The sequence below is a fragment of the Stenotrophomonas sp. MYb57 genome (genome assembly GCF_002966815.1).
Lineage (GTDB): Bacteria > Pseudomonadota > Gammaproteobacteria > Xanthomonadales > Xanthomonadaceae > Stenotrophomonas > Stenotrophomonas indicatrix.
Genome location: NZ_CP023271.1, coordinates 628,303 through 639,508 on the forward strand (window position 1 = coordinate 628,303; position 11,206 = coordinate 639,508).

Here is an 11,206-nt window from a genome sequence, read left to right on the forward strand (position 1 = left end):
GGTTCGCCGGGCATGGCCCGGCGCTACCAGGAACAGGTGGCGGTAGCGCCGGGCCATGCCCGGCGTGCGAAACGGGCAACCTCAGCGCTTCAGCGCCTGCTTGTCATTCTGCCCGCTGGTCAGCGTCCAGCCCACCACGTCCTGCGCTACCTGCTGCAGGCCACGCTCGAACGCCGCTGCCACTGACGACACATCGGTGCTGCCCACCGGCTGCAACTGGCGGAAGGTGCGGTCGGCGACCACGCGCTGGTTGGTGACGTCGATCAGCTTGGCGTTGATCTCGATGACGACCGTCGGCGTTGCCTGGCCCTGGTAATCCGATTCGAAGCGACGGATGTCGGTGGACAGCTTGTAGTCGGCGCGGATGCCGGCGGCAACGCGGGCCACGCCGTGGATGCGGCCGGAATCCTCGAAGCCGCGCAGCAGGGTGTCTTCGATCATGTCGGTGGCCGGCTGCGCCCAGCTGGCGCCCTTGTAGATCTCCAGCTCCGAGGGCGTCGGCCGCACGTTGATGCGCGGGCTGTCGACCATGCGCGCGGCGCTGGGCTTGGCCAGCACCAGCTGCCAGTCGGCCTGCGGCCAGCTGGGGTCGACCTTGACCTGCACAGCCGGCGAATACAGGGTGACGGGATTTTTGTCGCCGCTGCCGAGGATCGAGCAGCCACCCAGCAGGGTGGCCAGCGACGCTGCCAGCAACAGGCGCGGAAGGGTGGTCGGGCTCATTTGGGTTCGAACTCCTTCGGGGCGTCGCGGCCGAGCAGGTACCGCGCGGGGTTGTTCTCGAGGCGGTCGCTGACCCGGCGCAGGTCGCGGATCAGGCCACGCAGTTCACCCAGGGTCGGGCCGAGCTGGCCCAGGCCGTCATTGGCGAAGCTGTTGATGGCGGCGCGGTTCTCGCCAAGGATCGAATCGGCATTGCCGGCCGCCGAATCAAGCTTGGCCAAGGTGGCGTCGAGCTTGTCGATGATGCCCGGCAGCTGCTGCACCAGGTTCTTGTCCAGGCGCTCGATGGTGCCGTTGGTGGTCTTCAGGGTGGCGTCCAGGCTGCGCGCGGCATCGCGCGCGCTGAGCAGCAGCGACTGCGTGCCCTGGTCGCGGTCGGCCAGGCCGCCACTGATGGTTTCCAGGTTGGCCAGGGTGGCGTTGATCGAGGCGACGTTGCGGTCGCTGAGGATCTGGTCCATGCGCTCGACGATGCGGTTGGCCACGTCGGTGATGTTCTGCAGCGCCGACGGCGTGGTCGGGATGATCGGTGCCGGATCCTTGTTGACCGTGGTCAGCGCCGGCGACTGCGGCGTGCCGCCGCTGAGCTGGATGATCGACGGGCCGGTCAGGCTGGTGATCGCCAGCTTGGCGCGGGTATCGGTCTTGACCGGCGTGGTCGAGTTCAGGCGGATGCGTGCGACCACCTGGCGCGGGTCATCCGGTACCAGGTTCAGTTCGGTGATCGAGCCCACCGCGATGCCGTTGTACTGCACCGGGCTGCCGACCGACAGGCCGGTCACCGCTTCGCGGAACACCACCCGGTATTCCTGCCAGGTGCGGTCGGAGGAGTACTTGGCGGCCCACAGGCCGAAGGCCAGCAGGGCAAGGCCGGTGATCAGGGTGAACGCGCCGATCAGCACGTAGTTGGCTTTTGTTTCCATGGCTCAGGCACTCTCGATCTGTTCGCCACGCGCAGCGCGCGCGCGGGGTCCGTGGAAGTATTCCTGGATCCACGGATGATCCAGTCTCTCGATTTCCGGCAGCGGCGCATTGGCCACCACCTTGCGGTCGGCGATGACCGCCACCCGGTCGCAGATCGCATACAGCGTGTCCAGGTCGTGGGTGATCAGGAACACGGTCAGCCCCAGCGCTTCCTGCAGGGTCTTGATCAGGCGGTCGAACGCCGCCGCACCGATCGGGTCCAGGCCGGCGGTGGGCTCATCCAGGAACAGCAGGGGTGGATCCAGCGCCAGCGCACGTGCCAGGCCGGCGCGCTTGCGCATGCCGCCGGACAGCTGCGAGGGCAGCTTGTTGATGGCATCGGCGGGCAGGCCGGCCAGTTTCACCTTCAGCAGTGCCAGCTCGTAATGCCAGCGCTCGGGCAGTTCGCGGTGGTGTTCCTTCAGTGGCACCTGCACGTTCTCGCCGACGGTCAGCGACGAGAACAGGGCGCCGTCCTGGAACAGCACGCCGGTGTTGCGCTCGATATGCAGGCGGCTCTCGGGATCGTCGGCGCGCGCATCGCGGCCGAGCACCTCGATCTGCCCTTCATCCGGCACGCGCAGCCCGAGGATCGAGCGCATCAGCACCGATTTGCCGGTACCCGAGCCGCCCACCACGCCAAGGATCTCGCCACGGCGCACGTCCAGGTCCAGCCCTTCATGCACGGTCTGGCTGCCAAAGCGGTTGACCAGCCCGCGCACGCGTATGGCCAGGTCGTGGCCGTCGTCGTCCTGCATGGGCACGTCTTCGTGGGTCGGATGCGTAGTCATGTCACCAGTCCATGTGCATGAACCACAACGCCGCGAAGGCGTCGATGATGATCACCAGCGAGATCGTCTGCACCACGCTGGAGGTGGTGCGTTCGCCGACCGACTGCGCGGTGCCTTCCACCTTCAGGCCTTCCAGGCAGCCGATCAGGCCGATCACCAGCGCGAACACCGGCGCCTTGGACAGGCCCACCAGCATGTGCCGCACTTCCATCGTTTCGTGCATGCGCGCGATGTACATCTGCGGCGGGATGTCCAGGTCGAACGCGCCGACGGTGATGCCGCCGGCCAGGCCAGCGACCATCGCGATGAAGGTCAGCAGCGGCAGGGTCAACAGCAGCGCGACCAGGCGCGGCAGTACCAGCAGGTCGATGGGATCGAGGCCCAGGGTGCGCATCGCATCGATTTCCTCGCGTGCCTTCATCGCACCGATCTGCGCGGTGAAGGCACTGGCGGTGCGGCCGGCCAGCACGATCGCGGTCAGCAGCACGGCGAATTCGCGCAGGAAGGCGATGTTCACCAGTTCGACCACATAGATCTCCGCACCGAAGTCGCGCAGGATGGTCGAACCGAGGAAGGCGATCACCGCGCCGACCAGATAGGACAGCAGCGCCACCAGCGGCACCGCATCCAACCCGACCTGTTCCATCTGGTGCACGGTCGCGGTCAGGCGGAAACGTCGAGGTTCCTTGACCAGGCGCGCACCCTTGACCAGGTTCTCGCCGAGGAAGCTGCACAGTGCCTTGATGTTGTGGCCGGTGGCATGGACGCTGACACCCAGCCGCTCCAGTGCCGCCAGTACGCCGAAGTCACGCTTCGGCTTCGGGCGGTCGTCGGCTACTTCCTCAATGGTGCACACCAGCGCCTGGTGGTCCGGGCGGAACTGCAACGCGTCTTCGCTGAGGTCAGCGCGATGGGCGACGCGCAGCACCTGCAGCACGCCGGCCGAGTCGAGCAGCTCGATGCCGGTGGCGTCGATGCCGGTCAGCTTGTCCGGAACGCCACGCAGCACTTCGGCCGCGGCCAGCGCGGTCTTCAGGGTCCAGTGGCCGGACAGCCGGATCAATCCCGGGTCCTGAGCGTCCTGTTCGAGCTGGGGGGCGTGGGTCGGGGTCATGGGGGCCATTCGGGTCGCAGCATAACCGTTCTGAATTGCACGTCGCGTCGAACCAGGATGAATTTCTCCAGCAGAGCCTGACGTAGGTAATACTACGGCGCATGTCCGCAGACGCTCACACGATCCCCACGCCCCAGGCCACCTACGCGCAGCGCGTGGCCTTCGTTTCCGAGATCGCCGGCCGCCTGCACAGCTACGGCACAACCGCCCAGCGCCTGGAAGCGGCGGTGGTTGCCTTGGCCCGGCAGCTCGATCTGGATTGTGAACCGTGGTCGAACCCCACCGGCATCATCCTCAGTTTCAGCGATCCGGCGCAGGCCATCGGCTCCAGCGACATCACCCGGGTGATCCGGCTGGCGCCCGGCGAGAACGACCTGCACAAGCTCAGCGTGGCTGACGGGATCGCCGAAGAAGTGGCCAATGGCCGCATGAGCATTGCCCAGGGCCACACCGCGCTGCGCCAGCTGGACAAGGATCCGGGCCGGCGCGGCAAGCTGCGCACCATCCTGTCCTTCACCCTCGGTGCGGCCGGCGTGGCGGGCATGTGGAAGCTGCCGTGGCTGGACATCGCCACCGCCGGCGTCATCGGCCTGTTGATCGGCCTGCTCGGCATGGTCACCGACAAGCGCCCGGCCAGCCGGGAAGCGGCCGAAGCGCTGGCGGCGCTGCTGGCCGGCCTGGTCGCCACCGTGGTTGCCACGTTCGTGGGTGCCCTGAATCTCAACACGGTGATCATCGCCTCGCTGGTGGTGCTGCTGCCGGGCATGTCACTGACCAATGCGGTCAATGAACTGGCCAGCCAGCACTGGGTGTCCGGCACCGCGCGCTTTGCCGGCGCGTTGACCACGATCATGAAGCTCAGTGTCGGCGCGATGATCGCGGTGACCCTGGCCGATGTGCTGGGGCTGGACCCGATGATCCGTGCCTCGCGGCCACAGGGGCCGTGGGTGGAGTGGGGCTCGCTGCTGACGGCGGCGTTCGCCTTCGCGATGTTGTTCAAGGCCAACCGCCGCGACTATCCGTGGGTGATCGCCGCCTCGGTGGCCGGCTACGCGATCTCCAAATTTGGTGGTCATGCCTGGGGTACGCCGGCCGGCATCTTCCTGTCGGCGATGCTGCTGACCGCCGGCGGCAACCTGTTCGGGCGCGTGGTCGGCCGCCCCGGTGCGATCATCCGCCTGCCGGGCATCATCATGATGGTGCCCGGCAGCACCAGCCTGCGCGGCGTGCTGACCCTGGTCCAGCAACAGGACGTGGGCGCCGGCCAGAGCGTGTTCCTGACCGTGTTGAACGTGGTGATGGCGCTGGTCGCCGGCCTGCTGTTCGGCAACCTGCTGATGCCGGCGCGCAAGACGCTGTGACCAGGCAGTAGCGCCGGGCCATGCCCGGCGGATCGGGAAACCAACCGCTGCGCTCGCCGGGCATGGCCCGGCGCTACCCCAAAAAAAACGCCGGCTTGTGCCGGCGTTTTTTATTCCTGCTGCAGACGGCCTCAGGCCTTCTTGATCAGGAAATCTTCCGGCTTCTTGCTGCCCTTGGCGGTCAGCTCGGCCATCCAGCGCGGCTGCTTGCCACGACCGGTCCAGGTTTCCTTCGGGTTGGCCGGGTTGCGGTACTTCGGCGCAACCTTGCCCAGCTTGCGGCCGGCAGCCTTGGACGGGGCCTTGGTGGTCTTGGCGACCTTGCGCGCGCGCGGTGCGGGTTCACCACCGAACAGTTCCTCGATGGTGTAACCCTCGGTCTTGGCCAGCTTGCTCAGCTGGGCACGAACCTTGGTGATCGGGCGACGCTTGGCGACGATGGTCTGCTGCTTCTTGGCTGTGCGGATCAATGCGCCCAGCTCACGTGCAGACAGGCCGGTCAGGTCGATGCTCATCAACGATTACTCCAGAAACTAATTTAGGGACAGGGACGAGCCGGTCCGTGGCGTCGCAGGACAGAGTAATGATGAATTAATCCCAGCACAAACAGTTGCGGTCACCGTCTGTCGGCTGGCTGGCCCGGTTGCGACCATTTTGACCGGATTATGTCCGTTGCGGTTTTCCCGGGTCGGCCAGCCGCTAAAAAAAGACCGGGGTATACCCCGGTCTTTTCCGATCAGCCCTGCAGGCGCTGCAGCAGGGTGGCCTTGTCCAGGCTCTCCGCTTCGGCCGCCCGACGCGAGCGGTACTCGAAGGTGCCTGCGGCCAGGCCGCGCTCGCTGACCACCACGCGGTGCGGGATGCCGATCAGTTCCATGTCGGCAAACATCGCGCCCGGGCGCAGGCCGCGGTCGTCCAGTGCGGCATCCAGGCCGGCATCACGCAGCTCCTGCAGCAGAGCTGCAGCTGCATCGGCCACGCCTGCGTCGCCCTTCGGATTGATCACGCAGACCACCACCTGCCACGGCGCCATCGCGTCGGGCCAGATGATGCCGGCGTCATCGTGGTTCTGCTCGATGGCTGCGGCGACCACACGCGAAATACCGATGCCGTAGCAGCCCATCGTCATTACCGCGGCCTTGCCATTCTCGTCCAGCACGGTGGCATCGAGCGCCTTCGCATAGGTGCGGCCCAGCTGGAACACGTGGCCGACTTCGATGCCGCGGGCGATTTTCAGTTCGCCGCCGTCCAGCGCACGATCACCGGCGCGCACGTTGCGGATATCGGCCACTTCCGGTTCGGCCAGGTCGCGGCCCCAGTTGACGCCGGCCAGATGGAAACCGGCCTCATTGGCACCGACGACGAAGTCGGACATCGCCGCCACTTCGCGATCGGCGACCACGCGGATCGGCTTGGCCGGGGCGACCGGACCAAGGAAGCCCGGCACGCTGCCGAGGTATTCGGCGATCTCTGCTTCGCTGGCAAAACGCTGCTCGTCCAGGCCAGCAACCTTGCCCAGTTTGATTTCGTTGACCTCGTGGTCGCCACGCACCAGCGCCAGCACGAACTGCTGTGCCTCGCCTTCGCCGGCGATCAGCGCCACCGACTTCACCGTACGCTGCAGATCGATGCCCAGCAGCGCGGCGACGTCTTCGCAGGTCTTCTGGGTCGGGGTCTCGACCTTGCGCAGCGCTTCGCTGGCCGCAGCACGCGCGGCCGGATCGGCGGCGATGGCCGCTTCCATGTTGGCCGCGTAGTCCGAACCGGTGGAGAACACCAGCGCGTCCTCACCGGAGTCGGCGATCACGTGGAATTCCTGCGAGGCGTCACCGCCGATCGCGCCGGAATCGGCCTGCACCATGCGGAAGTCCAGGCCCAGGCGGGTGAAGATGCGGCTGTAGGCCACCTTCATGTTTTCGTACTCACGCACGAGGTCTTCGTCGTGCAGGTGGAACGAGTAGGCGTCCTTCATCAGGAACTCGCGCGCGCGCATGACACCGAAGCGCGGACGGATCTCGTCGCGGAACTTGGTCTGGATCTGGTAGAAGTTCACCGGCAGCTGCTTGTAGCTGGACAGTTCGCTGCGCGCGAAATCGCAGGCCGCTTCTTCGGCGGTGGGGCTGTAGCAGAAGGTCTGTTCCTTGCGGTCCTTGATCTTCAGCAGCTGCGGGCCGAATTTCTGCCAGCGGCCGGTCTGCTCCCACAGTTCCTTCGGCTGGATGGTCGGGATCTGGAATTCCACGGCACCGGCGCGGTCCATTTCCTCGCGGACGATGCGTTCGACCTTGCGCAGCACGCGCAGGCCCAGCGGCGACCAGGTGTACAGGCCGGATGCGAGCTTGCGGATCATGCCCGCGCGCAGCATCAGCCGGTGGCTGGTCAGCTCGGCGTCGCTGGGGGTTTCCTTGGTGGTGTGCAGGTGGAACTGGGAGAGGCGCATCGTCGGCTTCGGATTACGGCAGAGATACCTATTCTGCCAGCCCGGCCGGGGGAGGGGTATCGGCCGGGCGGCGCCCGGCACCCGCAGAGGCAACGGCTGGAGCAACGGCAACGGCAACAGCGGGGTTGCTGTGGGATGGCGGGGTGGGTCCGGTTGCGGGGGACGCCGTAAACCCATCCGTGGGGGCTTGGCCGCGGCATCCATGCCGCGGACACCCCCGCAACCGGACCCACCCCGCCTTCGACAGATCTCCGCAATCTGTCGGGATGGCATGGCCTGCTCTTGGTGGGTGTCGACCTTGGTCGACAGTAGATCCACGCCATGCGTGGATGTTTTTCGTCCCGATTTCGAAATATTCGATTTCGATGGAGATGCATCCACGCATGGCGTGGATCAACCTACCGTCACCGGGAAACTGTCGAAGGCGGGGCGGTGTGGGTGGGCAGGACCGTTGGCGCCATGGATGGCGCCATCGAGCCCCCAGGGATGGGTTTACGGCGTGTCCTGCCCACCCACACCGCCCCGCCAAATCAAAGGAAAACCCAGGGCCGGCTGTTGCCGTTGCAGTTGAGGTTGCCGGCCAGCGGCCGGCACTACCGCGGGTGCCGGGCGCCGCCCGGCCGATCCCCCCTCATCCCGCCGGAGGGCAGTACGCCTTGATCGCCGCCTCGGCCAGGCCTTTCTGGGTGCCGCGTTGTTCGGCGGTGAGCGCGGCATCGGCCTTGCCGTCGCCATCGGTGTCCTGCATCACCGGGCCGCCACCCTCAAGCAGCGCCAGGTTGGCCCGAGCGGTAGTGCACTCCTTGGGCACCGGCACTGCACTGGCCGCCTCCACTTCTTCCGCCATCGGCGTCCTGGCCTGGGCACGGGTCTCATACTTTGCCCCGGCCGGCGGCGTTTCCGAATACTGGGTCACGCCCTTGGCATCCTTCCACTTGTAGACAGGGCCGGCCAGCGCAGTGGTACTGGCCAACAGCAGCAGGCAACCCAGGCAGGACAGGGCACGCATGGCAAACTCCGCAGAATGGGCGTAGAACGCCGATTGCAGCATTGGCGCCGAGCGCTGGCAAGTCGATTAAACTGGATTCCATGGACCCGATCACACCGCCGCCGCGCTCGCGCACGATTTACCTGCTGCCCAACCTGTTCACCACGGCTGGGCTGTTCTCTGGCTTCTACGCCATCATCGCCGCGGCCAACGGGGATTTCGTCAACGCCAGCATCGCCGTGTTCGTGGCGGCGGTGATGGATGGCCTCGATGGCCGTGTCGCGCGCCTGACCGGCACCAGCAGCGAGTTCGGCGTGCAGTACGACTCGCTGGCCGATCTGGTCAGCTTCGGCATGGCACCGGCCCTGGTGATGTATCACTGGTCCCTGTCGGAACTGAAATACGACGGTGAGCTGGTCGGTCGCCTGGGCTGGGCGGTGGCGTTCCTGTACGCCGCCTGCGCGGCGCTGCGCCTGGCGCGCTTCAATACCCAAGTGGCCGTTGTCGACAAGCGCTGGTTCGTTGGCCTGGCCAGCCCGGCTGCCGCCGGCCTGATGATGTCCTTCGTCTGGGCCTTCGCCGATGGCACGCTGGGCTGGAACGGCAACGAGCTGCGCTTCGTGGCGTTGGCGGTGACCCTGGTCGCCGCACTGTTGATGGTCAGCCGCATCCGCTTCTGGAGCTTCAAGGGCGGCGCGGCCAAGCAGGGCGCGCGCTCGGACCGTGTCCCGTTCCTGGTGCTGGCACTGGTGCCGATCGCCATCGCCATCGCGGTGATCGACCTGCCCCGCGTGCTGTTCGTCGTCGGCATCCTGTACGCCCTGTCAGGCCCGGTGATGTGGGGCGTGCAGCGCCTGCGCAAGAAGCCCGAGGCGGCGTGAGCCAGGACCTGCCCGTGTTGTGGTCCCCGGCCCAGCAGGCGTGGCTGCAGGCCATGGGCTACACCGTCTATCACGACGGCCAGTTGGCCGCCGAAATGGACGCGGCACTGCAGCTGAGCGTGGCTGAAGCCGCAGCATCGGCACCCGTGCCGGTCGAGGCGACGCGCACGGCTCCACCTTCGATGCAGCACGCACCCAGCCAGCGCGGCGCGGCGCCGGAACCTCGGCCCGAGCGCGCGCCACCACGCACTGCCGTGCCGGTGGCGGCGCCGGACACCGTACCGGCTGCGGCCCGTCCGCTGCCCACCGGCAACGCGCGCCAGCCGCTGGTGCGCCTGCCTGACCGCCTGCAGATCGCGCTGTTGCGTGCCTCGGGCTGCAATCCCAACGACCCCGCCACGCAGACGCTGATGGACAGCTGGCCGCTGGAGCAACTGCGTCGCGACCCCGCAGCCAAGCGCGCGTTGTGGCCGCAGCTGCGCGCGCTGCGCAAGGGCGGAACCGCATGAGCGCGGTCAGCCAGCCCGGACCGGTGGCGTTGCGTGCGCTGCGCGAGAGCGATCTCAACGCGGTGATGGCCATCGAAGTGCGTGGCTACCCCTATCCCTGGACCCGCGGCATTTTCCTGGATTGCCTGCGTGCCGGTTACCCCGGCCTGGCCATGGAGCGCGATGGCCTGTTGATCGGCTATGGCGTGCTCAGCCTCGCTGCCGATGAAGCCCATGTGCTGAACATCTGCATCGATCCGCTGGTGCAGTCGCGTGGGCTCGGCCGCCAGTTGCTGCGTGCGCTGGTCCGCCTGGCCGGTGATCGAGGCGCGCAGCGGGTGTTCCTGGAAGTGCGTCCGTCCAACGCCCCGGCGCTGGCGCTGTATCACAGCGAAGGCTTCAACGAGATCGGCCGGCGCCCTCGCTACTACCCTGCTGCGCAGGGGCGCGAAGATGCGCTGGTGATGGCGATCGAGCTGGTGGACGGCGAGCTGGAGACAATGCCGCCGCTGTAATGGGCGTCGCGTGGCCGCTGCGCTCGCCCGGCATGGCCCGGCGCTACCGATGCGTTGTTTACGCCAGCCGCAGCGCCAGCACGCCAGCCACGATCAATGCTGCCGCCACCCAGCGTGCACGCGGTACCCGCTCGCGCAGCAGGAACACCGAGATCAGCAGCGCGAACAGGATCGACGATTCGCGCAGCGCCGACACCATTGCCACCGGCACCTGGGTCATCGCCCACAGCGCCATCGCATACGAGGCAGTGGTACCGATGCCGCCGGCCACGCCCAGCGGCCAGTGCCGGCGCGCATACGCCAGCAGCTTGCCGCGCTGCCGATGCAGCGCCCACAACGGCAACGGAATGCCCGACAGCAGGAACAGCCACAACGTGTAGCTCAGCGCATTGCCGGACAGTCGCGCGCCCTGCGCATCGACCAGGGTGTAGGTGGCGATCATCGCCGCCGTCAGCAACGGCAGCCGCAGCTGGCCGCCACGTGCGCCGCGGGCCATGCACAGGATGCCGCCACTCACCAGGAGGACACCGAGCCAGGCCGACGGCGGCAGGCGTTCGCCGAGCACGGCGCCGGCCAGCGCAACGAGGATGGGCGCGCAACCACGCATCATCGGATACGCCAGGCTCATGTCGACCTGTTGGTAGCAGCGTGCGACCAATGCGTAGTAGGTCACCTGCAGCAGCGCCGAGACGGCCAGCCACGGCCAGCTTGCGGCGGTGGGCATGGGCAGCAGGGGCAGGGCGATGGCCGACAGCAGTGCAGCGCTGCCGGTGACCAGCACCGTGCCGAGAAACTTGTCCGGCCCGCGTTTGACGATCGCGTTCCAGCTGGCGTGCAGTGCGGCGGCGGCGAGGACCAGCAGGAAGATGGAAAGCGGCATCAAGCGATGATGCCACGCGTGGCAAAAGGAAACGCCGGGCATTGCCCGGCGTCGACCTCGAG

11 protein-coding genes and 1 pseudogene are annotated in these 11,206 nt (G+C 67.2%); 4 read left to right on the forward strand and 8 right to left on the reverse strand.

Going from position 1 to position 11,206, the window contains the following annotated elements; genetic code table 11:
* Positions 1–81: 81 nt before the first annotated feature.
* Genes CLM74_RS02850 through CLM74_RS02865 form a run of 4 tightly spaced genes read right to left on the reverse strand, consistent with a single transcriptional unit; the run spans position 82 to position 3,600 of the window.
* On the reverse strand, positions 82–723 hold the full coding sequence (locus CLM74_RS02850; RefSeq protein ID WP_105163408.1) for an ABC-type transport auxiliary lipoprotein family protein: 642 nt from the start codon (positions 721–723) through the stop codon (positions 82–84).
* Positions 720–1,646 (reverse strand): MlaD family protein, encoded by a 927-nt coding sequence (locus CLM74_RS02855; protein WP_025878489.1) that lies wholly within the window; start codon positions 1,644–1,646, stop codon positions 720–722. Before CLM74_RS02855 ends, CLM74_RS02850 begins: the two co-directional genes overlap by 4 nt.
* A gap of 3 nt (positions 1,647–1,649) precedes the next feature.
* Complete coding sequence (locus tag CLM74_RS02860; protein ID WP_099841875.1) at positions 1,650–2,477, reverse strand: ABC transporter ATP-binding protein; 828 nt, start codon at positions 2,475–2,477, stop codon at positions 1,650–1,652.
* 1 nt (position 2,478) lies between these two features.
* Entirely contained in the window at positions 2,479–3,600 is a 1,122-nt protein-coding gene (locus CLM74_RS02865; RefSeq protein ID WP_177177018.1) for an ABC transporter permease, read from the reverse strand.
* Positions 3,601–3,692: 92 nt separating this feature from the next.
* On the opposite strand from CLM74_RS02865, the gene CLM74_RS02870 reads away from it, so the two are divergent.
* Entirely contained in the window at positions 3,693–4,952 is a 1,260-nt protein-coding gene (locus CLM74_RS02870; protein ID WP_025878492.1) for a threonine/serine exporter family protein, read from the forward strand.
* 137 nt (positions 4,953–5,089) lie between these two features.
* Here CLM74_RS02870 and CLM74_RS02875 read toward each other — a convergent pair.
* The 3 genes and pseudogenes from CLM74_RS02875 to CLM74_RS02895 all read right to left on the reverse strand — a co-directional run.
* Positions 5,090–5,467, reverse strand: a pseudogene (locus CLM74_RS02875) (H-NS histone family protein); the annotation flags it as partial.
* Between the two features lie 221 nt (positions 5,468–5,688).
* Positions 5,689–7,392 (reverse strand): proline--tRNA ligase, encoded by a 1,704-nt coding sequence (locus CLM74_RS02880; RefSeq protein ID WP_025878494.1) that lies wholly within the window; start codon positions 7,390–7,392, stop codon positions 5,689–5,691.
* A 631-nt stretch (positions 7,393–8,023) separates the two neighbouring features.
* Positions 8,024–8,401: a DUF4124 domain-containing protein gene (locus CLM74_RS02895; protein ID WP_105164925.1), complete on the reverse strand. Its 378-nt coding sequence runs from the start codon at positions 8,399–8,401 to the stop codon at positions 8,024–8,026.
* 80 nt (positions 8,402–8,481) lie between these two features.
* On the opposite strand from CLM74_RS02895, the gene pssA reads away from it, so the two are divergent.
* The 3 genes from pssA to rimI are packed head-to-tail and all read left to right on the forward strand — an operon-like array spanning position 8,482 to position 10,264.
* Positions 8,482–9,261: a CDP-diacylglycerol--serine O-phosphatidyltransferase gene (gene pssA / locus CLM74_RS02900; protein WP_025879365.1), complete on the forward strand. Its 780-nt coding sequence runs from the start codon at positions 8,482–8,484 to the stop codon at positions 9,259–9,261.
* Positions 9,258–9,770 (forward strand): hypothetical protein, encoded by a 513-nt coding sequence (locus CLM74_RS02905; RefSeq protein ID WP_105163411.1) that lies wholly within the window; start codon positions 9,258–9,260, stop codon positions 9,768–9,770. The genes pssA and CLM74_RS02905 overlap by 4 nt, the downstream gene beginning before the upstream one ends.
* On the forward strand, positions 9,767–10,264 hold the full coding sequence (rimI, locus tag CLM74_RS02910) for a ribosomal protein S18-alanine N-acetyltransferase (protein WP_105163412.1): 498 nt from the start codon (positions 9,767–9,769) through the stop codon (positions 10,262–10,264). Before CLM74_RS02905 ends, rimI begins: the two co-directional genes overlap by 4 nt.
* A gap of 58 nt (positions 10,265–10,322) precedes the next feature.
* Here the strand turns inward: rimI and CLM74_RS02915 are convergent, their stop codons facing one another.
* Complete coding sequence (locus tag CLM74_RS02915) at positions 10,323–11,144, reverse strand: EamA family transporter (protein WP_105163413.1); 822 nt, start codon at positions 11,142–11,144, stop codon at positions 10,323–10,325.
* Positions 11,145–11,206 lie beyond the last annotated feature (62 nt).

What these genes read in the sequence shown, in the direction of transcription:
- CLM74_RS02850 (WP_105163408.1), bottom strand. Translation starts at nt 723, where the DNA reads ATGAGCCCGACCACCCTTCCGCGCCTGTTGCTGGCAGCGTCGCTGGCC.
- pssA (WP_025879365.1), top strand. Translation starts at nt 8,482, where the DNA reads ATGGACCCGATCACACCGCCGCCGCGCTCGCGCACGATTTACCTGCTG.
- CLM74_RS02880 (WP_025878494.1), bottom strand. Translation starts at nt 7,392, where the DNA reads ATGCGCCTCTCCCAGTTCCACCTGCACACCACCAAGGAAACCCCCAGC.
- CLM74_RS02860 (WP_099841875.1), bottom strand. Translation starts at nt 2,477, where the DNA reads ATGACTACGCATCCGACCCACGAAGACGTGCCCATGCAGGACGACGAC.
- CLM74_RS02915 (WP_105163413.1), bottom strand. Translation starts at nt 11,144, where the DNA reads ATGCCGCTTTCCATCTTCCTGCTGGTCCTCGCCGCCGCCGCACTGCAC.
- rimI (WP_105163412.1), top strand. Translation starts at nt 9,767, where the DNA reads ATGAGCGCGGTCAGCCAGCCCGGACCGGTGGCGTTGCGTGCGCTGCGC.
- CLM74_RS02895 (WP_105164925.1), bottom strand. Translation starts at nt 8,401, where the DNA reads ATGCGTGCCCTGTCCTGCCTGGGTTGCCTGCTGCTGTTGGCCAGTACC.
- CLM74_RS02865 (WP_177177018.1), bottom strand. Translation starts at nt 3,600, where the DNA reads ATGGCCCCCATGACCCCGACCCACGCCCCCCAGCTCGAACAGGACGCT.
- CLM74_RS02870 (WP_025878492.1), top strand. Translation starts at nt 3,693, where the DNA reads ATGTCCGCAGACGCTCACACGATCCCCACGCCCCAGGCCACCTACGCG.
- CLM74_RS02855 (WP_025878489.1), bottom strand. Translation starts at nt 1,646, where the DNA reads ATGGAAACAAAAGCCAACTACGTGCTGATCGGCGCGTTCACCCTGATC.